The 21,480-nt window shown below is 43.7% G+C and carries 17 protein-coding genes; 10 read left to right on the plus strand and 7 right to left on the minus strand.

The features are described from left to right. Positions 1–22 precede the first annotated feature (22 nt). The 5 genes from crcB (at position 23) to OP489_RS01735 (ending at position 5,092) form a co-directional block, all read left to right on the plus strand. Positions 23–406 carry a fluoride efflux transporter CrcB gene (gene crcB / locus OP489_RS01715; protein WP_266162657.1) on the plus strand — a complete coding sequence of 128 codons (384 nt, stop codon included), beginning with the start codon at positions 23–25 and terminating at the stop codon, positions 404–406. A gap of 201 nt (positions 407–607) precedes the next feature. After that, on the plus strand, positions 608–1,390 hold the full coding sequence (locus OP489_RS01720; protein ID WP_266162658.1) for an ABC transporter ATP-binding protein: 783 nt from the start codon (positions 608–610) through the stop codon (positions 1,388–1,390). Then, entirely contained in the window at positions 1,380–3,401 is a 2,022-nt protein-coding gene (locus OP489_RS01725; RefSeq protein ID WP_266162659.1) for an FtsX-like permease family protein, read from the plus strand. The genes OP489_RS01720 and OP489_RS01725 overlap by 11 nt, the downstream gene beginning before the upstream one ends. Positions 3,402–3,407: 6 nt before the next feature. Further along, positions 3,408–4,082 (plus strand): response regulator transcription factor, encoded by a 675-nt coding sequence (locus OP489_RS01730; RefSeq protein ID WP_266162660.1) that lies wholly within the window; start codon positions 3,408–3,410, stop codon positions 4,080–4,082. Continuing rightward, the gene (locus OP489_RS01735) at positions 4,079–5,092 is read left to right on the plus strand and encodes a sensor histidine kinase (protein WP_266162661.1); all 1,014 of its coding nucleotides are present in this window, start codon (positions 4,079–4,081) and stop codon (positions 5,090–5,092) included. Before OP489_RS01730 ends, OP489_RS01735 begins: the two co-directional genes overlap by 4 nt. A gap of 278 nt (positions 5,093–5,370) precedes the next feature. Here OP489_RS01735 and OP489_RS01740 read toward each other — a convergent pair whose 3' ends face one another. Beyond that, positions 5,371–6,672, minus strand: a complete 1,302-nt coding sequence (locus tag OP489_RS01740) for a hypothetical protein (RefSeq protein WP_266162662.1) — start codon at positions 6,670–6,672, stop codon at positions 5,371–5,373. Positions 6,673–7,078: 406 nt separating this feature from the next. Here OP489_RS01740 and OP489_RS01745 point away from each other — a divergent pair, with 406 nt between their 5' ends. The 4 genes from OP489_RS01745 (at position 7,079) to OP489_RS01760 (ending at position 11,352) form a co-directional block, all read left to right on the plus strand. Beyond that, positions 7,079–8,524 carry a M20 family metallopeptidase gene (locus OP489_RS01745; protein WP_266162663.1) on the plus strand — a complete coding sequence of 482 codons (1,446 nt, stop codon included), beginning with the start codon at positions 7,079–7,081 and terminating at the stop codon, positions 8,522–8,524. Positions 8,525–8,617: 93 nt separating this feature from the next. Next, positions 8,618–9,889: an SLC13 family permease gene (locus OP489_RS01750; RefSeq protein ID WP_266163455.1), complete on the plus strand. Its 1,272-nt coding sequence runs from the start codon at positions 8,618–8,620 to the stop codon at positions 9,887–9,889. A 388-nt stretch (positions 9,890–10,277) separates the two neighbouring features. Continuing rightward, the gene (locus tag OP489_RS01755) at positions 10,278–10,661 is read left to right on the plus strand and encodes a desulfoferrodoxin family protein (protein ID WP_416232460.1); all 384 of its coding nucleotides are present in this window, start codon (positions 10,278–10,280) and stop codon (positions 10,659–10,661) included. Positions 10,662–10,839: 178 nt separating this feature from the next. Then, on the plus strand, positions 10,840–11,352 hold the full coding sequence (locus tag OP489_RS01760; RefSeq protein ID WP_266162664.1) for an O-acetyl-ADP-ribose deacetylase: 513 nt from the start codon (positions 10,840–10,842) through the stop codon (positions 11,350–11,352). Positions 11,353–11,365: 13 nt separating this feature from the next. On the opposite strand, the gene OP489_RS01765 is transcribed toward OP489_RS01760, so the two are convergent. The 4 genes from OP489_RS01765 to OP489_RS01780 all read right to left on the minus strand — a co-directional run bounded on the left by OP489_RS01765 (position 11,366) and on the right by OP489_RS01780 (position 18,574). Then, entirely contained in the window at positions 11,366–13,873 is a 2,508-nt protein-coding gene (locus OP489_RS01765; RefSeq protein ID WP_266162665.1) for a cation-translocating P-type ATPase, read from the minus strand. Between the two features lie 172 nt (positions 13,874–14,045). Continuing rightward, positions 14,046–16,313: a hydratase gene (locus OP489_RS01770; protein WP_266162666.1), complete on the minus strand. Its 2,268-nt coding sequence runs from the start codon at positions 16,311–16,313 to the stop codon at positions 14,046–14,048. A 70-nt stretch (positions 16,314–16,383) separates the two neighbouring features. Then, a complete protein-coding gene (locus tag OP489_RS01775; protein ID WP_266162667.1) occupies positions 16,384–17,697 on the minus strand; it encodes an SLC13 family permease in 1,314 nt (437 codons plus the stop codon). Positions 17,698–17,713: 16 nt separating this feature from the next. Then, positions 17,714–18,574 (minus strand): DUF6282 family protein, encoded by an 861-nt coding sequence (locus tag OP489_RS01780; protein WP_266162668.1) that lies wholly within the window; start codon positions 18,572–18,574, stop codon positions 17,714–17,716. Positions 18,575–18,822: 248 nt separating this feature from the next. Between OP489_RS01780 and OP489_RS01785 the strand changes: the two genes are divergently transcribed. Further along, positions 18,823–19,734 carry a LysR family transcriptional regulator gene (locus OP489_RS01785; protein WP_266162669.1) on the plus strand — a complete coding sequence of 304 codons (912 nt, stop codon included), beginning with the start codon at positions 18,823–18,825 and terminating at the stop codon, positions 19,732–19,734. Positions 19,735–19,901: 167 nt separating this feature from the next. Here OP489_RS01785 and OP489_RS01790 read toward each other — a convergent pair whose 3' ends face one another. Beyond that, positions 19,902–20,630: an ABC transporter permease gene (locus OP489_RS01790; protein ID WP_266162670.1), complete on the minus strand. Its 729-nt coding sequence runs from the start codon at positions 20,628–20,630 to the stop codon at positions 19,902–19,904. Continuing rightward, a complete protein-coding gene (locus tag OP489_RS01795; protein WP_266162671.1) occupies positions 20,623–21,477 on the minus strand; it encodes an ATP-binding cassette domain-containing protein in 855 nt (284 codons plus the stop codon). Before OP489_RS01795 ends, OP489_RS01790 begins: the two co-directional genes overlap by 8 nt. Positions 21,478–21,480: the final 3 nt, after the last annotated feature.

Here is a 21,480-nt window from a genome sequence, read left to right on the forward strand (position 1 = left end):
CTTGAGGGTTGGTATTATTGTTATGAAATTAAGTAAAGTTTTGATCGTTGGGCTTGGGGGATTTCTTGGTGCAGCACTGCGCTATGTGATTTCGACCGCTACAGCTAAATATTTTGGGGATTTTCCTCTGGGAACTCTGATAGTAAATATCTTTGGTGGATTCGTTATGGGATTTATTATGGAGGCAAGTTCCAGTACTTGGCCTATTTCTGCAAATTCCAGAATGTTTTTGACGACCGGAATGATGGGCGGACTTACGACTTTTTCCACCTTTAGTTATGAAACCATTTCCTTCTTTTCCGACGGAAAATATCTGATGGGAGGAATGAATGCTGGATTAAATCTTTTTTCAGCATTGTTTGCCTGCTGGCTTGGAACGATAGTTGCCCACTTATGGTTACGCTGATGTACTCTTTGCCCTATTTTTCGAATCACTTTCAATATTATAATGCAGACTCACCATTTTAAAATGGTGGGTTGTTTTTTTGTAATACAACAAAAAAGTTCTATAGTTATTTAGGGGAGCTTACCTTACAGCAACTGTAAGTGGTATTTGACTGTTCTGAATGCTACAATGAAGACAATCAATGAGCAGGAGGAATTTACCATGAATGCAAATGATCGAATCTTACAGGTGGAAGGTCTGACAAAGAGCTATGGAAAAGGCAGCACCAAAACAGAAGCCCTAAGAGGGATTAGTTTTGATGTGTTGGAAGGGGAATTCCTTGGAATCATGGGGGTCAGCGGTTCCGGAAAAACGACACTGCTAAACTGCATTGCGACCATGATCAAGCCGAGTTCCGGTAAAATCATTCTGCATGGCAAGGATATCTCGACCTTTAACGGGACGCAGCTAGCAAACTACCGCGGCAAAGAGATCGGCTATTTGTTTCAGGAGTTTGAATTGCTCGATAATCTAACAGCAAGAGAGAATATTACCCTCCCACTGGCTTTGCACGGAATCACTGGGGAAAATGCGGAAAATAATATTCGGCAGATTGCCGCAAAATTGGATATTACAGACGTTTTGGATAAATTCCCTTCACAGATGTCCGGCGGACAAAAGCAGCGTGTTGCAGCGGCAAGAGCTTTGATTTCCGATCCGAGCATCGTTTTGGCCGATGAGCCTACGGGCGCTTTGGACAGTAAAAATTCTAAAATTTTAATGGATAAACTTTCCTTTATTAATAGCGAACAGCATAAGACGATTATGATGGTTACTCATGATGCCAATGCAGCAAGTTATTGTTCCCGTATCCTCTTTATCCAGGATGGCCGTCTGTTCCACGAGCTCAGAAGAAACATGGCAGCGGAAATACCTGCTTTCTTCTACGAACGGATTGTAACAGTGATGGCTCAGCTGGGAGGAGGAAGCGCAAATGTTCTTTAAGCAGATTCGGCGCAATGCTGCCAGAAATCGCAGGGGGAACGGTTTGTTCTTCGGCTCTCTCATCATTGCTATTGTTGCTTTCTATACGCTTCTTTCATTGGATAAACAGGATGTTATGCGCTTCTTGAGCACGATCGAGAGCGACGCTGTTCATAAGCTGATGATGCTGATTCCATTTGTGTATGTGATATCGTTGTTTTTCGTATTTTTTCTGGTATACTTTGCTTGTAAGTATCAGATAGATAGCCGGCGCCGTGAATTTGGCATGTATCTTATGCTGGGGATGAAACGCAGCCGCTTATTTTTCCTCCTGCTGTGTGAAACACTATGGAGCAGTCTGATATCCCTGCTGATCGGATTGCCGGTGGCCCTGTTTCTCACAGAGGGAATCAGCCTTGTAACAGCGAAACTTATTGGCTTGGGGATTATCGGTCACAGAATTTCATTTTCCGGGGATGCCATCCTATGGACAGTCTGCGGCTTTGTCATGGTACAGCTCCTTTCCATGCTGATTATCTGTATCCCGTTAGGAAAAACAGAACCGGCAAAGCTTTTAAGTTCGGATGCTTCCGAAAAACAGGAACCAATGTCGAAGAGAAAAAGCAGCACTTTTTTTATTTTCGGAATATTGTTATTGCTGATTGCTTATTATTTCGCAATTTTCCAGCTGAGCAGCACGGAGTTATCTGCTTTGATGATTTCTGTTCTTATACTTTTCGTGTGCGGCATTTTAGGAACTTTTTTTCTATACCGCGGACTTGGTGGTTTTATCGGCAAGCGAATCAGCCGCAAAAGCCAAAATGCAACCGGGCTTGCAACTTTTACCGGACGTCAGGTTCAGGAAAATGTACTGTTTGAGCATAAGTCCCTCGCAGTATCGTCCTTGCTTCTGTTGATTGCACTTTCCTGTATCTCTTATGGAATTGCCATGGGGATCGGCCGAACAACAGAGTCGAGAAGCACCGATTTTTCGATCATGGGAACAGAAGCGGATATTTCTGCCGTTTTAGAAAATCCAAAAATCAATGAAATGATAGAAACTTCGTACCCCGTTTATCTGTCTATGACAAAGACGAAATTTGATACAAACCGTATGATCGATGCGTTAAAGAAGATTCCGAAAGCTGATAATCTTGTGCAGAACTTTCATTTGGAATACATTCTGTCAGAAACATCTTATAATCATATGATGTCTGCCATGGGAAAAGAGCCGATCGACCTCAGCGAAAACAAAGCGGCGCTTTATTCGACGATGGGCAGCGGAGAAGGCAGCCTCTATGATCTGCTTAATGAAGCGCTGAAGAGCAAGGTGACTATAGGGATCAACGGAGAAGAATACAGCCTTTTGCCTCAACTGTATCACGACAACATTGTCGCCAACCGTTCCATTACGCTTTATACCGCATTGATTGTTCCCGATGAGCTGTATCAGAAACTTACCGAAGATACACAACCGTTTTGCCAAAATATACACCTAAAGAAGAGCCTAACGGATGAGTTGGGACTGATGCAGGCAATTCAAAAAATGGACGGCTGCCTTGCGGGAACGGGCCTTCAATATGACAGCTATCTTGGCGGCATCGGAAGGAATCTGTTTTATACTGTGGCTGCAAGCTATCTGACGATTTATCTTGGCATTCTGTTTTTGTTGATTTCCAATACTTTGGTCGGTTTAAAATATCTGATTCAGCAGCGGAAGAATAAGCACAGATATATTACCCTGCTGATCCTTGGTGCAGATACGGAAGATTTATGCTGTTCTGCAAAAAAACAGATTCAGATGTTTTTTACACTTATGCTCAGTGTTGCGGTCTGCAACAGTATTGTTGCGATCTTTGTCATGTTTACAAATCTTACACGACTGCCGACCGGCACTCCAATCGCTACCGTTGCTGCGCTTGCGGCGATTGCACTCATTGTCTTTATTATGACGGAGATCATTTATATATCCATTGTAAAACGGACGGCCTGCCGAGAAATCAGGATGCTTGAAATTACGGATCGGGGGTAAAGCCGATTGATAAAAATTGTCATAGTGGAAGACGATGAATATTTGTGCGAAGAAATTGTGATGACCTTTCAAAAGAAGGGATACTCGGCCTCGGGTATCTCTTCCTTTGCTGCTCCTCAAAAGGAGATCCTTGATCTTCATCCTGATCTTGTTGTGCTGGATGTTAATTTGCCCGGTGAATCAGGATTCGAACTCTGCAAGTGGCTAAAAGCAAGAACCTCTTTCCCAATACTGATCCTAACTGCCCGTGATACGCTAAATGATGAACTGACAGCGCTTGGCCTTGGAGCGGACGATTTTTTGATAAAACCGTGTCATCCGGATCGGCTGCTTGCCCGTGCAGGAAGACTTTTGCAGACCTATGGCAAGGTGAAGAATGTCATTCAGTGCGGCAAATTGTCGCTCGATACCGATACCTATAAACTGGTTTTAAAAGACAGATACCTGATATTGCCAGAAAGGGAGGGCAAAATTCTTCGCTTCCTGATGGAGAAGCATCCTGAGCCTGTTTCTCGTACGGAATTAATCTCTTTTGTATGGGGTACAGACGAATTTGTGGATGAAAATATTCTGCAGGTCAACATGACGCGGCTTCGCAAGGACCTTAGCAAAATAGGACTTAAAAATACAGTCATGACGATTCGGGGAAAGGGCTATCAGCTGGAGGTTTCAGATTTATGAAATTGTTTCTAAAAAGAATTGGGTGCTGGCTTATTCTGCTGCTGTTAACGGATTTGACCTTTATCCTGATGACATGGCTGCTTCGTCCGGATGCGATGAAAAGCATAGGCCTGTTTATTTTGCTTTTTACAGCGATCATTATTGGGGTTGGTTATTTTTTGCAGTGTCGAACTCAAAAAAAAGAGATCAATGCGGTTGAAAGTTTTCTTAATGATCCAAATGAAGCTACAAAAAAGGCCCTTGTCGTTACACTTGACGATCCATGGGCGCATGTGATTGAAACGGTGTATGCAAGGCTTAAAAAGCAAAATGCTGATCTTAACGAAAAACAGCTTAATTTGCAGAATTATCAGGAGTATATAGAGGCATGGACGCATGAAATCAAAACGCCGATGTCTCTGATGACTTTGGTGTTGGAAAACCATAAAGACGAAATGAGCCCGTATGTTTACAGCAGGATGGAGCATTCGAGGTGGCAGATCAGTGAAGATGTCGAAAAAATTCTCTATTATGCCCGCTTACAAACGACTCATGTGGATTACAATTTTACCCGGTTTAGATTGGATGAGTGTGCCCAAGAAGTCATCAGAGAATTTGTATCTCTTATAGAAGAAAAGCAGATAGACCTTGTGACGAAATGGAGTCCCGCAACAGTTGTTTCAGATAGAAAAGTTCTTGCCTTTATGATTACACAACTGCTCAGTAATGCCGTCAAATACGCAGCAAAAAAAGGCGGACAAGTTTTTGTATCCACCTGGCAGGACGATGATGATCATAAAATTCATCTTTACGTGAGGGATAACGGAACGGGGGTTCCGCCGGAGGATGCACCGTTTATTTTTGAGAAAGGGTTCACCGGAAACCACCCTGACCGTCAAAAAGCAACCGGAATGGGTCTTTATTTAGTGAAAAAATACGCTGAGGCGCTTTCCGCTGAAGTAAACTTGAAAAATGGATTCTCGGGAGGCAGCGGGTTTGGCATTGAACTGATCTTTCCTTGTGTATTATAAACAATTAATAGCTGCAGTTATGACGGGATTTTAATTGAAAAGTTATAGAATATTACGAATGAAAAAATAAATTAATTAAAATATTTCCCTAATTAGTTAGGGACTTATACTACAATAAAGGCAAAATATAAAATGAAATCCTTATACTGTTCCATATTGTGTCTTTAAATTCTTGAAAAAATATTTGACACGTGTCTTTTTATAGTGTATAATTCGACACATAACAGCAAAGGCGCTGCGGGTTTTTCCCGCAGCGCCTTTTTTGTTAGCGTAATTTGTTATGGTAATTTTTGAAAAAGGATCTTATAAATCTTGGCAGGCCGTCCCCGTAAATTAAGTTGGCGATTATATTGAACGGTCGCAGCCCCTCCGGCTTCCAGCTTTGAAAGAATACGGGATGCGCTACGGGTAGTAACGTTCAAAAAGAAGGCTAACTCTTCTGCAGACAAAGTATCACTGCCCTTCTGATTGAGAACAGAAATGATTTTGCTCAGATAAAGTGGGGAAACAGAAAGGCTTTTGCTTAGATTTGAAAGATGCTGATTCGGAGAATCTGTATAACTGATTCTCCGAGCGCTGGAAAGCGGCCCAATGATTACATTATCCGCGGTGACAATAAAAGCAGCAGAACCTTTGCGCAGAAAAGCTTCTTTTATTGCTCGCTGCGCGTTACGGTGTGCGTCGATCACGTTATTGGAGCAGCCCCAGCCTACACAGACTGGAAAATCCAGATTATTTTGCAAAAATGTCATAACAGGACAGGTGGTGTATTGCTGAGACATTTCTTTTAGAACTGCAATATTTGTGGTTAATTCATAATGGTTTCCATGCTCATAAATAAGAAAAGGCATACCAAGCTGCTTATTGCAAATCTGTAACTGCGCAGATAACGCGACGCGTTGTGCCTCTGTCATAGTGTGTGCCGTGCCAACCAGCCCGATACAGGCTGCGGAGTCATGCATAGAAACAGCACTGAGCTGCATAATTAGGCCGCGAAAAGTTTCTATCATAGATTCAGTTGAAGGGTATAAAAACTCATGCCGAATATGATTTTCATTGAAGTATTCGTCCATACTGCCGAATCGAGTGACTAATAAATCAGCCTTGCCACTGTCCCAAACCTGGCGATAATATTCGCGTAAGGGCTTGTACCACTCAACAGCATCTACTGTATCCCAATCAATGGGAGCCGTACCAAGGAGAGGCATATCTGGTTTGTTAAAAATAGAAGTAAAATCAACCGGTATTTGTGGCCGATCAAAATAGACCCGCGAAAAATCTAGCTGTGGGTTTTGTATCGCCAAACGCGCAATCAGTTTGTAATAATCGCGGTCAGTAATATTGAAATAGGTAAAAGGTTTTAGAAGATTATTATACTTTTTAACAATGATTTCATAAGGATAGGAGCCACTGAATAAAAGCCCATCAAACTGGTTAGCATTTTTTTCATATAAAAATTCCAAATGCTCCAGAGAAGAATAAGGCAAATAAGTGATGTTGCTGTATGTGCGCATTTCCTTATCAATGCGCATGATATACCGCAGAGACTGCTCCGTAGTGAATACACCAATAAAATACATGAAAACGTCCTCTCACTATACAACTATTATTCATTATAGTTATATACTACAAAAATGATAAAAGCAAGACAAATGTCCAAAAATACGTCTAAAAATTTTAAAAGAGACAAATAGGATATAAAATGTCTGAAAAATAGTTTCTTTATTAAATAATGACCAAGTCTTGAATTTATCCTTTGTAGAAAAGGGAAAAGATTGTTTTTAAGCATAAATTTTGCTTGACCGAGTGATGCCTTAATGGTATATTTTAATTGAAATTTCCGAAAGGTGTCTGAAAATATAGTAAAAATTTCGTTTATTAGTTTAATGATTTTAGATTCAGCATCTTTTACTTTATTTGAGAGTCCATGGGTAACTACTTTAAAAAGCAGCAATTACAGCATAGACGGAAAGGACCACAAATATTATGTCAACTCGTAAAGAACAAGCAATTAATTTTATTGATGAAAAGGAGAAAATGCTCACTGGAATGAGCGACTTTTTATGGGATCATCCGGAAATCGGATACCATGAAACGAAGGCCGCCAAATTGTTTTGCGAGACCTTGCAGCAAGAAGGGTTTACAGTCGAACGTCCATTGGCCGGAATCCCGACTGCATTTTCCGGAACATTTGGTTCAGGAGCACCTATCATTGGATTTTTGGGAGAGTTTGATGCACTGCCTGGTCTGAGTCAGGTTTCCCAATGTCCGGAAAAAAAGGCGATTGAAGTTGGTGGAGCCGGCCACGGCTGCGGACATAATTTGTTGGGGGTAGGATCCCTTGCGGCGGCAATCGCAGTAAAGCATTATCTGGAAGAAAGCGGCTTGCCGGGAACTGTCAAATTTTTTGGGTGTCCGGCTGAAGAAGGCGGTGCCGGAAAAGGGTTTATGGCGCGTGACGGTGCTTTTGATGAATTGGATATTGCCTTTAGTTGGCACCCTGGAGAAGTGAATAGCGTGGCACGTGAAAGCACGATGGCAAACTATCAGGCCTGTTATCACTTCTATGGCGTTTCTTCTCATGCCGCCATGTCCCCGGAACTTGGACGCAGTGCATTGGATGCTTTGGAACTGATGAATACTGGCGTGCAGTATTTGCGCGAACACATGCCAATGGATAATCGCGTTCACTATGCAATTACGGATACAGGCGGTACACTCCCGGGAGTCGTTCAGCCTTATGCTGAGGGATTATATCTAATGCGTGCACCGCAGCTTGGACAAGCGAAAGACCTGTATGAAAGGGTCAACCGTATTGCTAAGGGTGCGGCAATGATGACGGATACACGGGTGGAAATTGAATTTGTAAAGGCCTGTTCCAATACTGTACTCAATACCAACCTGCTTCAAGTTTTACAAAAAAATCTAGAACAGATTTCTGTACCGGAATTTTCAAAAGAAGATTTTGCGTTGGCAAAGGCTATGCGTGCAACTCAAAAAGGGAGTGCTTCCTATTTTGATGAGCTTCTTCTGGATGTCACTGACCCGGAAGAACAGGAAAAGCTTTCTCAAAATTCTGACAGCGATATACATAATGTGGCGATGCCTTTCCCAATGGAACATCAAGGCTTTGCCTCTTCGGATGTGGGAGATGTTAGCTGGGTGTGTCCGGTGGCTCAGTTGAATATAGCCACGATGCCCGCAGGAACTGCCATGCATTCCTGGCAAGAAGTTGCGGTAGGAAAAAGCGGAATGGCGCATAAAGGAATGCTCTATGCCGGTAAGGTACTTGCAGGTGCAGCGATCGATGTATTAAAAGACCCTGCTGTTATTGATCGCGCTAAACAGGAAAAGCTGAAAAGAACAAAATCCCAGGTGTATTGTGCTCCTATTCCAAAAGAGATAAAACCAAAGATTCCTCAAGACGTATAAAAACAGATTCAAAATGGTCAAGTTGCCTTTTCTGTGCAGAGAAGTTCAACAATATTAATTTGGTTTAATAAGGAGGAAGAAGAAATGTCCCAGATGACAATATGTTTATTAATTTTTGCATTTATGATTGTCTCGTTTTTTATGAAAAAGATACCAATGTCAGTCACCTCAATGCTGGTTATGGTGCTTTTAATTATCACTGGATGTATCGACGTAAAAACAGCATTGCCGTCTTTTGGCAGCACAACTGTCGTTACAATGGTTTGTATGTTTATCGTTGCTGCGGGTTTAAGCCGTACCCAGATGATCGCTCATCTATCTAAAATGCTTTATAAGGTGACCAAAGGTTCCTTTACGAAAGTTCTCGCTACTTATGTTGTAATGACTTGCATTCTGGGACAGTTTATTCCCAGTATCGTAGCACTTTTTGCTTTGGTTTATCCGTTGGTGCAGGGCATGTGCGACGAAATGCATATCAGTCCGTCTAAAATGATGTATCCAATTGCAATCGCATCAGTGTCCTGCGCATTTATTATAGAGCCTATCGGCCCTTATGCAGCATGGTATATCACTGATAACGGCTACCTGCAATCCTATGGTTGGACTGCTACTCAGTTTAACATGTGGACAGAAACATCTGTTATATTCCCAGTTGGAATTATCACCCTTTTGTTAGCAATCTTTGTAGTTCCAAAATTTTTACCGGAACAGCCGGAAATGCCAACCAGCATGGTACAAGGTCATGAACTCAAGCATCAGGAACCACTTAGCCCTGTGCGTGAAGTTTTGGGATATGGCGTGTTTGTAGCAGTTATTATTGCTTTGATGTTGGGTGTTCCTTCTTGGGAAGCTACCATGATTGGTGCTATCGTGATCGTAGCGAGTGGTGTTTTGACCGAGCGTGAAGCAATCAATAACATGAATATGGACATTATCCTGCTGTATGTAGGCGTAGTTGTTATGGGCAATGCATTGGGTCAGACCGGTGCTGCAGACATGTTAGGAAAATGGCTTGCTTCTATACTTGGCCATACAACCAATGGCTATCTCATTGGAGCGGCATTCTATATTGTTGCTTTCTTAATGACCTCAGTACTGTACAATCGTGCTGTTACGACAGTGCTGGAACCGTTAGCTATTATGACCTGCGTTTCTATGGGCTGCGATCCGCGCGGACCAATCATCCTGTGCGCACTGGCATCCATGTCTTCACTGATTACCCCGATGGCAACTGCCGTTGTGCCAATGGCTATGGGCGCTGGCGGATACAGCCAGAAAACTATTTTGAAAGCTGGGCTGCTTCCTGGTGTTATTCGTGGCGTGGTTGGTGTCTTAATTGCAATGACATTATACCCGATAGGATGATTTGTTTGATCTGCACAGAAACAAATCTTGATATAAGAAAAATGGCTTAATAATAAATACTGACAGAGCAATCCATCAGAATCGTAATATAGACGAAAATGTGGCAGCAAAGAACAGAGCGATTTTAATACCATTGGGTATTTTGATTGCTCTGTTTTTCTATAAATGGCTAATTAGTATAAATATTGAAAAGATAAAAAAGAAAATATCTTAATAATAATTTTTTAGTCATATTTTAGAATAAAACCAAATTTTTTAACAGATCATTAACAGATTACTGGAAAAATATGATATACTAAAAGCAAGAATTTAGTCATTTGTCGGATGATAAAAGAGAATCAGCGCAGATGGTTGAATCCAAAAAATCAAAGAAAAAGGAGTGTTTTTTATGTCCAAACTGAAGTTCTATATTTGCCGTCATTGTGGGAACATTGTCGTCAAAGTACATGATAGTGGAGTTCCGGTTGTGTGCTGCGGAGAGAAGATGCAGGAGCTTGTTCCGAATACGACAGACGCAGCTGTTGAGAAGCATGTTCCAGTGATCGAAGTTTCAGGCAGTACTGTTACGGTCAAAGTTGGCAGTACTCCGCATCCGATGACCCAAGAGCATTCAATCCAGTGGATCTGTTTGGAAACCAAAAATGGTTATCAGCACAAGGCATTGCACCCCGGAGAAGAGCCGAAAGCAGTGTTTGCACTGACATCAGACGATCAGCCGACCGTAGCTTATGCTTATTGCAATCTGCATGGACTCTGGAAAGCAGAAGCTTAAATGGCAGCCAAAAATGCAGTCAAGGGTAAATTGACTGTGCAATAATAAGCTGAAATTTTTATTGTGAAAGAGCCGATCCCTTTTGCTTCCTGCAAAAGCGATTGGCTCTTTTTTGTATGATACGAGGGAAAATATATGCAGATTTTAATCCAGCAAAATCTTAAAAGGAGGAATTTCCATGTCAAAGCTGCAGATCGTTTTAGGAGATATTACGAAAATGCAGGTAGATGCAATCGTTAATGCTGCTAATACAACTCTTTTGGGAGGCGGCGGAGTAGACGGTGCAATTCATCGTGCGGCAGGGCCAAAACTTTTGGAAGAATGTCGGACGCTGGGCGGCTGCTCTACCGGTGAAGCGAAAATCACCGGCGGATACCGGTTGCCGGCAAAGTATGTGATTCATACGCCGGGACCTGTTTTTCACGGGGGAAAGAGTGGAGAAGTACAGCTTTTGAAAAACTGCTATCGAAATTGCCTGAGCTTGGCGCAGAAAGCGCATTGTCACACCGTTGCTTTTCCATCAATCAGTACTGGAATTTATCGTTTTCCACTCTCAGAGGCAGCAAAAATTGCGGTTTCTGAGATCTTAGAATTTTTAAAGTCTGATTGTGGCATTGAAACGGTTTATATGGTCTGTTTTGATCCTATTACGGAGAAAGCCTATCAGAAGGCGTTGCAAGAATTATCCTAATCACTTTTGTTATTTAATGAGAAAGATGTTTAATAGGTTCATACCAGAAAACAGAAATTGCCGCGAGAAAAATGCATACAAAAAACTGAGAAATCGGCAGAGGAGAGAGCTTTAAAAAAGTGCATAAGGGAGAATTAAGCATTAGAAGAATGAGAAGAAGTGTCCCGAGAGCGGAAAACTGTATGACTCGATCTCGCAGAAACGTTCCCATTTCTTTAAAAGTCCAGCCTCGGTCGAAAGCGGAGAGCAGCACCAAAAAGAAATTGGCAGCCATTAGAATGCAGAGCCCAATGGAGCGGGCAAAGGCGGCATTTTCGTGTAAATGATTCAAATAAAAGACGTAAGAACCGAACGATACCAGAAACAAAATAAATCCCTGTAAGAAACTTTTTCCGAGAAGATGGTGCGAAAGCAGAGAGCTTTCTCTTTTTCTTGGGAACTGTTTCATAAGATTAGGCTGTGCCGGCATGCGCTCTAAGACTAAAGAACAGGTTGGATCGATTAAAAGCTCTAAAAGCATAATGTGGACGGGCAGCAAAAAGAGAGAGTCAGGCAGGATCCTCAGAACCGGCATAAAGATCGCCGAAAGCGCAATTGGAATGTGAATGGTAAAGATATAGCTTACAGCTTTGCGAATGTTCTCATAAATTCTGCGGCCGTCGTGAATTGTTTCAACAATAGTAGAAAAGCGGTCATCCATTAAAATTAGATCGGCAGCTTCCCGGGAGACTTGATTCCCCTTTTTCCCCATGGAAATACCAATATCTGCATATTTTAGAGCTGGTGCATCATTTACTCCATCCCCGGTCATCGCAACGACTTCCCCATTTTTTCGAAGTGCCTCTATAATTCGCATTTTGTGGGAAGGAATCGTACGGGCAAAGACAGAACTTGTTTTGACAACTTCTAAAAGTTGCGCTTCGTTCATTTGATCCAACATGGCTCCGGTGATAGCGTGATTCGTACTTTGTATCCCGACTTCTTGAGCAATTGCGCAGGCAGTTAAGGGACTGTCTCCGGTAATCATTAAAACACGGATTCCTGCGCTGCGGCAGTTTTCAATATCCTGCTTGATGGATTCCCGCGGTGGGTCACAAAGCCCAATCAGTCCAGCAAATTGGGGGCGGCATTCTAAAATCGTTTTTGGGACCAGTTCCGATTCTTCTAAAATTTGAATGGCAGCTGCAATGACCCGCAGACCGGATTTTGAAAGAGCTTCATATTTTTTGCGGGCGGCTTCAAGAGTCGTCTGAGAAGGTTGGCAGAGCTTTAACATTTGTTCCGGACTGCCTTTTAATGCAATTTCAATGTGACCGTTTCGTTTCCAGACGTGTCCCATGATTTTGAGATGGTCAGTAAGAGAGTATTCTGCAAGAAGTTCTCCGCGGGAAAAAGGATCAACTAAAATATTTTGTTCTCTGCAGAAACGCAGCATTGCTTTTTCCATCGGATCATAAGGCGGTGTTTCACATCCTAACCCCATGATTTCGGCAAGATAAGACTGATTTATGTTAACTGGCCAAAGTGTTGTTACCTTCATTTCATTTTTTGTGAGGGTCCCGGTTTTATCTACGCATAAGACCGAAACGGCGCCTAGCGTTTCTACGCTGGAAAGCTTTCGCACCAGTGCATGTTTTTTGGCAAGCCGCCATGCGCCCATTGAGAGAAAAACCGTTAAAACGACGGGAAATTCTTCCGGAATCATTGCCATCGAGAGCGTGATGCCGGAGAGCAGACTTTCCGTTAAACGCTCACGTAACGAAAAATCGGAAAGATTCCAAAAGGTTAAAAGAGTGACCAGAACAAAAAGGCCCATGGTAAGGATGGCACAGCTTTTGATTAGTTTGGCAGTTTGAGATTGAAGCGGCGTTGGCTTTTCCGGTGCCTGAGAAATGGCGGTACCGATTTTTCCATATTCCGTAAAACGCCCTGTGCGTTCTACAAAAACAGCAGCGCTTCCGCGCGTTACCAGAGTTCCTGCATAGCAGCTGTCTCGGCGAAAATAAAATTCGGAAAAATTATTTTCCAAAAATGGAACTTTTGATATTGCTTCTGTTTCTCCGGTCAGTGTCGATTCATCTGTCATAAAATCGGAACATTCTAGAATTCGTCCATCCGCAGGAATTTTATCTCCTTCGAAAAGCAGCATCCGGTCACCGGGGACCAAATCACAGCTTGAAATTTTTTGCTCCTTTTCGTCCCGAATGACCGGAATTTGGGGCGCTGAAAGTTCACGCAAAGCAGAAAGTGTCCGATCGGTTTTCCATTCTTGGATACTGTCGATTGTGATCATGCCGCCTACAAAGATCAGCATGGTTCCGCCGTCCTGTGGCTTTCCGAGAAAAAAATACAGCGCTGCTGTTATAAGGAGCAAAAGAAACATCGGTTCTTTTAAAACTTTTAAAAATTTTCGCAAAGGACAATTTTTTTGCGAAATGGAAAGTTCGTTCTTACCATAAATTTTAAGTCGCTTTTCAGCTTCCTCGGAGGAAAGTCCTCGGTACTGCGAAAAGTCATTCATAAAAAAACCTCCGGAAGTTTGGTCGTTTTAGTTAAAAAATTTCCATCTATCTTATGCGGAAACTTTTTAAATGGTATCTTGTCCGGAGTTTTTATTTAAAGCCAAGGAAGCCCACAACTGTAATACAGCTGTGGGCTTCCTTGGTACAAAAAAAGGTAAGAAGAAGGCTAAATTAATGGTTGCGGTAGTAATTGATCAGGCAGCCGGCGACAATAATTTGACGTTCGGCTTCAGTTAAAACACCGGTGGAGACGGAAAATTTGGTAACAGTGCCGTCAGTTTTGACAGCATATGCTGGAAAACTGGGCTTGTTTTCAAGAACAGCCTGCCGTACACCGGGAACAAAGAGATAATCACCCAGCTCGAATACCTCAGGATTTTCTACGAGGAAGGGAGTCATACCCCAGTTGATGCAGTTGGAGCGATAACGCTTGGTGGCATAGGCTTTAGCAAAGTTAGCAAACGCACCCATCACTCTCTGACAGGAGGCAGCTTGTTCACGTGCAGAGCCATCACCGGGCATATTGGCAAAGATTGTGGAGCCAATATCGGTGTTCTCGGGGTCGTTTTTGATACCGGCTGCAGTTAGAGCAGCGTAAACTGCTTTTACTTCATCGGAGAGACCTTTGCCGGTTTCACGGTCACGTTCCTGCTGACGCATTACCTTACTACGGGAGACATATTGAGGATCACGACGAGATAAAGCAAATTCGGAAAGACGCTCAGGATTGGAGCGGTAGGAAGAAGTTTCGCCTGAGGGGATCAACTCGTCAGTAGTGGTAACAGGATCAGTAATGTAAGAACAGACTTTTACCAGCAAATCATCGGTCAGAGGAGGCTGTGCAGGCCAATCCTTAATGTTGGGGCCGAATTTCAATTCAGTCTTAGGTTCAGGCTTTGTCCAGCCGTTGTAAACCCTCTTTTTATAGATGTTGCCATCAAATTTGTACTCAGGATTGGTATACTCAACCTCGATATCGGTTGCGGCGGTCAGTTTACCGCCGTTTGCGGCAGTGGCTGCAATAGAGCGTGCGTCCATAAGAGCAACAGCTGCCATCTGACCTTCGCCAGGCTTGGAGCCTTCGCGGTTTGGAAAGTTTCGCGTGGTATGGCGGATGGAAAACTCGCCGTTTGCAGGGGTGTCACCTGCACCGAAGCAAGGCCCACAGAAGCATTCGCGCATGATGGCACCGGCAGAAACGAGATCGGCAGCTCTGCCGTTCTTTATAAGTTCAGCCAAAGCAGGCATGGAGCCTGGGTAGATACTTAGCGTGAAAGCACCGTTTCCGCAGCTCTTGCCTCTGAGAATGTCGGCGGCAGCACAGATATTATCAAAGGTACCACCTGCACAGCCTGCAATTTCGCCTTGTTCTACCCAGATAGCACCGTCGTGGTACTTGCTGACAATGTCCATTTTTGCGCCCTTTATCTGCTTGTTGGCATTCTCCTGAACAAGATGCAGAATGTCCGCGGCATTTTTCTGCAGCTCATGGATGGTGTAGGTGTTGGAGGGGTGCATGGGCATTGCAATGGTGCATTCCACTGTGGAAAGGTCAATGTAAACACAGCCGTCATAATAGGCAACGTCAGCGGGTTTGATTTCTTTATAAGCTTCGGGACGGCCATGAATCGTAAAGTACTTCTTTGTTGTTTCGTCCGTGACCCAGATGGAGGACCAGCAGGTAGTTTCAGTGGTCATAACGTCAATGGCGTTGCGGTACTCAATTGGAAGATTTTTAATACCGGGGCCGACAAATTCCATGACTTTGTTCTTTACATATCCGTTCTTATAAACAGCGCCGCAGATCGAAAGTGCGACATCATGAGGGCCCACACCGGGCTTGGGGGCCCCGGTCAGATAGATCGCAACGACACCTGGACGGGCAAAGTCATAGGTTTTGCCGACAAGCTGTTTTGCAAGCTCACCGCCGCCCTCACCAATCGCTAGAGTGCCAAGAGCACCATAACGGGTATGAGAGTCGGAGCCGAGGATCATACGTCCGCAGCCTGCCATGGTTTCGCGGTTGTAAGAGTGAATGTTTGCCATGTTGGTGGGAACATAGATACCGCCGTACTTATGAGCAGCAGAAAGGGCAAACTTGTGGTCATCCTCGTTGATCGTACCGCCTACAGCACAGAGAGAGTTGTGACAATTTGTCAGAACGTAGGGCAGTGGGAACTCGGTCATTCCGGAGGCACGGGCAGTCTGGATAATACCAACATAAGTAATATCGTGTGATGTCATAGAGTCGAACTTCAGCTGAAGTTTATCCATATGATCGGTGGTATTGTGGGCTTTAAGTATGCCGTAGGCCATGGTGCCTTTGGTGGCTTCTTCCTTAGAGACGGTCTTGCCGACAAGGCTGGGAAGCGCTGCACTGTCGGTGACGATGGTTTCACCATTTACGAGGTAAATACTGGATTCATATAATTTAACCATTGATTTTTTTACTCCTGTAAGATAGTTTTTATTTTCTGCTCAAAAACAAATTCGGACAGAAAATAAAGGATCACATGACCAGAGAAACAATCAGATTATAGACTGCACTGAGGCCAACGCTGACGGGAACAGCTACGAACAGCAAACGATTAAAGAGAGCGTTGCGTTCTTCCTCGTTGCCGCAGGAACCAAGGATCAAGCTGCCGCCGGAGGAGAAGGGGCTAATTGCAGAGCTTTGCGCACCGAGAACCGTGCAGGTGAAAAGGACTGCAGGGTTCAGACTGGTAGCAGCTGCCAGCGCGGGAATAAGTGGGAACAAAGCCGGGCAGACAACACCAGTAGTAGAACTGAAGAAGCTCATAATTGCCGCGACGATGGACAATGCCATAGGAATGAGCCATGTAGGAACGTTGCTGCCGATCCAGTTGGAGAGCATGGTGATAGTACCTGCTTTAACTGCAACAGCAATCAGCATACCGGCACCGGCAATCATAAGAATGGTATTCCACGGAATCTTTGCAATGATTTCTTTCTGAGGAGCAAGCTTCATCAGAAGAGCGATGACGGCAAAGATGATTGCAACAAGGCCGACATCTATCTTGCCTGCGATGACAGAGAAGATCTTGACGCTGGGGGCAAGAAGCTTGAGAATGGGGAAGACCAGGACGACTGCCATCATGATAAGGATGAGAGCCAGGGTCTTCCGCTGAACCTTATTATAGGCTTCGGGTTTTTCGAAAGCAACACCTTTGCCGATGTTGCGGTTAGACTTAAAGGCAAAACGGAAAAAGGTAATAATGATAAGGCTGGATATAATTGCGAGACCAAACATGGTCAGAGTGGCGGTAAAGTCATCAATGGGGGTAAGGTCGGGAGCGCCTTGATAAGCGGTGCCCATCAGACCGCGGAATATGACGCCAAGGGCTGCGGTTGGAAAGTCGCCGCCAGCGAGAGCGCCGCAGTTGATTGCGATAGCACCGGTGAGCTTATCCATGTTTGCTTCTTCGCAAATCATAAGGGTGATAGGAGCGAGGAAGGCAAGAACGGTAAAGTAGGCAGCGCCCATAACGGAAAGAATAACTGCAACAGCAAACAGTGCATAGGGTAAAATGCCGGGAAAGTTACGGCATGCATAAAGTAAGCTGCGTGAGATCTTTTCGAGAGTGCCGTTGGCAGCTGCCACGTTATAGAAGAGAGAAACTGCCAAAATGACAAACATCGTGCTGGTAGGCCAGAAGGCAATTAGGTCCTTAGGCTTGAGGCCCATCCAGAAGCAGCCGATGAGGTATGCAAAGACAAAGCAGAAAAAGCCGGTGTTGATATTTGTCTTGTAGCCAAGGTATACAGCTAGAGCAATGGCCAGGACGATTACTAAGCTCAGCATTTTTGATTCCTCCAGATTATTTTTCTATCCCCAGCAGATTGCAGGGAGTATCATGAGTCATATAGCGGACCTGTTCTTCGGGAATACCATGGTCATAGAGATACTGCATGTATTCGTGCATTGCAATTTCCCAGTGGGGATTTTCAGTTTGACCGCCGTCAGTATCTACCATTACGTTTTTGTAGCCAACGGTTTTGATAAGCTCAAGGTTGTCGGGTAGGTTGCTGCGATACTTGCCGCCGCCCATGTTCTGCGCATAACAGCGTTCAAGGATTACATCATAGTCTTTGACAAGGCGAACCTGATCTTCAATGCTCATACCGACAACCCACCATTCGGGATGAGTGATAACGATCTTTTTGACTCCAGCGTTGCGCGCGGCCTCTACAACTACAAAAGCTTCTTCGGGGGAGATATGGGCTGTGCCCAGTACAGCATCATAGTCGTTAATGAGTTTAAAGACGTCCAGCATTTCGGGGACAACTTTGCCGTTCACAACGGTATCTACACAGCCGTCGGTAGGTTTGCCCATCTTGACAAGGTGATTGCGGGCAGATTGAGTAGGCAGCCATACTACCTTTGCACCCAACTTAAGGGAATTTTCCACTGCAACGGGGTTAATGCCGCCGACACAGCGGTTGAGAGTGACAGCACCGAACATAGTAAAATCATTTTCTCCATGAACGATCTTGTTGTAGTGATTCACCAGCGCAGCACGACAGGAGGTGTCACCAAGATGTGTTTTGATGACAATGGCGCGCGCACCGACTTTTACGGCGGCATCACACAGCTCAAAGTCATCATAGGCTCGCAAACGCAGGTCTGGATTTGTGTGGACGTGCATATCGATCACGCCCTTCATTGAAAGTTCTGGCATTTTTTTCCTTTCTCACAATTGGACTGATATTTGAAAAAACGATAGATTTTCTAGAAAGATCAAATATCAATCGGCTTTTTACCTAAAAATAGTATTGAAACTCTAATAATTTTATTATATACTAGGGAAAAGTATTGTCAATTAAGACTTTAACATGGCACCAATCGGAAAAACCGATATTACATGTAAGGCCTCACAAATAAAAGTCCTTGCTTTTGTGCAACAATTAAAGAAAGGGGCAAATGAATATGGAATTGAAAGAATTGGAGTATATTGTAACGATTGCAGAGGAAGGCGGAATTAGTAAGGCGGCACAAAAGCTATATCTTGCACAGTCAAGTCTGAGCCAATTCTTGGCTCGCTATGAGGCAGAGTTGGACACGAAACTTTTTGTTCGCACAGGCTCCGGCGTGCGTCCTACCATTGAGGGAGAAATATTTATTCGCAATGCGCGGCAAATGCTTCAGCAGTATCGACGTGTCAAAGAGGAACTTCGGGAGGCAGAATTGCCGAATGGCGGTCAGCTGATTTTTGGAATAAGCAGTTTTCGTGGAGCGGCGCTGATTCCCCCAGTGCTGCAGCGGTTTCGTACAGAATATCCAACCGTAAATGTGATTATTTCTGAGCACGACAGTATTGTTCTGCAAAAAAAAGTTGCAGCAGGTGAGCTTGATATGGCATTGGTTGCATTTCCGGCTAATGAGTGTCCTCGAAAGGATTCAACTGTTTTGCAGGATGAGGTTTGCCTTGTTGCCAATCGAGCACATCCCGTTATGGAGTTTGCCCATTATGGCCAGCTCAGCCGTCCGTGGATCGATTTGAGGGATACTGCTAATTTTGAGTATTTGCTGTCTAAACGCAGCAATGTGCTGGGAGCAGTGGCCCAGCAGCAATTTAAAGAATATGGAATAAATCCTCCTGTTATCAATGAAAATTTGACGGCAGCCTTTGCCCAGTCCATGGCGGTTCATGGGCTGGGGTTGGCATTTACTTACGGCTCGTGTGCGGTACCTAGCGCAGATGTGGAATATTTTAGCTTGGGGAAAGAACGATATTTTGTAGATCTTGCTCTGATGTTTCCCCCGGATGGTTACCGCAGCCGTTCCAATCGAGCGCTTGAGGAAATGATTCGCGAATTCTTCAATAATGGAGATGTATGAATACGGCTGTATAGTTGAGAGAAACACTAGAATTATATAAAGAAATGCGCCTGATTGTTTTCATAACGATCAGGCGCATTTTTCTATAATTATGAAAAGCCTTTTTAAGGGCTGTGCATACGATGCATTTAACAAAAGACTTTCATTTTAGTACGAAATTTCAGCAATCAGTTAATTTCCTGTCGGCGGAAAATTAAGAGCCCAGCAAAGAAGAATACGACTAAGTGAATGGCAGCGACCCATACAATGTTGATCAGCTGTTCTGGAGCAGTCGTTACAATGCTGTTTGTTTGCATAAAGAGGGTCAGTTCTTCAAACTTTAAGAAAATCGGATTTGCATAGTTCAAAAGTCGGAAGAGCAGTGCTGGAAAAACCAAAATTCCAAAATAGGAAATGCTGAACAGTGCATTCTTTTGGATAATGAAAGCTAAAGCAGTCGACAAGAAGCAGGCAGCAATATAGCACAAAAAGGCAGTTCCAAGGTAGGGCATCAAATCAGAAAACGTCTGAGAAAAACTGCCGTCGGAGCGCATCAGCAGAAAATCGCTGGCCATATATGCTCCGATCGTGATAATTCCGGTGATAAGACCAATGATAAGGGTACTGATTTGTTTTGCAAAATAGACTTTGCTCCGGGAGACTCCGGCTGCAATTGTATTTTTTAGAGAATGCTCTTTATTTTCTTCTGCAGTTGTCATGTCGGAAAAAAGACAGACCAAAAACAGAGGGTAAACGAGAAGTTCCGAAATTAGTTGTAGTGCCTTTTCAACGGAACAGTCCGATTGAGCAACAATCACATTAACAAGAACGGCCAAACCAGCAAGGCAGATGATGATTACATAAAGATAGGCTCGATGAAATGACTTATAAAGATCAGCTTTGATCAGATTAAGCATGCTGCATTCCTCCCACAAGATTGATAAAGTATTCCTCCAAATTAAGTCCGGCTCGCTCTACGCCGGAGACCATCACATCGTTTTGGACCAGCTCTTTTACAACAATCTCTGGGGTATCAAGGAAAGCGTCCAAATGAATTTCTCGTTCATTTTCCACCTGAAACTCATTGCATGAAAGATTTTGTTGCAAGATTTTGGCAGCACGTTCAGTATTGTCTACGGTCAGCTTTAGATTCATTTTACATTTTTCTTCCAGATCGGCGGCACTGATGTGTTCAATCAGTTTTCCGTCATTCATAAAACCAAAAGTAGTTGCGATCTGAGAAAGCTCGCCGAGAATATGGCTGGAAATCAAAACCGTTGTGCCTTTTTCGTGGTTAAGCGAAAGGATCATTTCACGGAATTCTGCAATTCCCATAGGGTCAAGGCCATTGATCGGTTCATCCAAAATTAGCAGTTCCGGGTCATCTAAAACGGCAAGAGCAAGCCCGAGACGCTGTTTCATGCCGAGAGAGAAATTTTTGAATTTTTTAGTTCCGGTTTCCGAAAGACCGACAAATTTCAGTGCTTTTTGAACGCAGCTTTTGTCTTTCATTCCTCTTTGTAAACGATAATATTCCAAATTATCGTTTGCGGAAAGGTAAGGCAAAAATCCGGGAGTTTCAATCATACAGCCGGTTTTCGCACGGGCCTTTTGGAATCCGCTTTCGGTGGTTTCTCCCAAAAGCCGCAGGGAGCCACTGCTTGGTTTAGAAAGCCCGCTGATCATTTTGAGCAGGGTCGTTTTTCCAGCTCCGTTTTTACCGATTAAGCCATAAATTTCACCGCGGCGAAGTTCAAGATCCAAATC

Origin of the sequence: Caproicibacterium sp. BJN0003 (genome assembly GCF_026314295.1) — a bacterium.
Lineage (GTDB): Bacteria > Bacillota > Clostridia > Oscillospirales > Acutalibacteraceae > Caproicibacterium.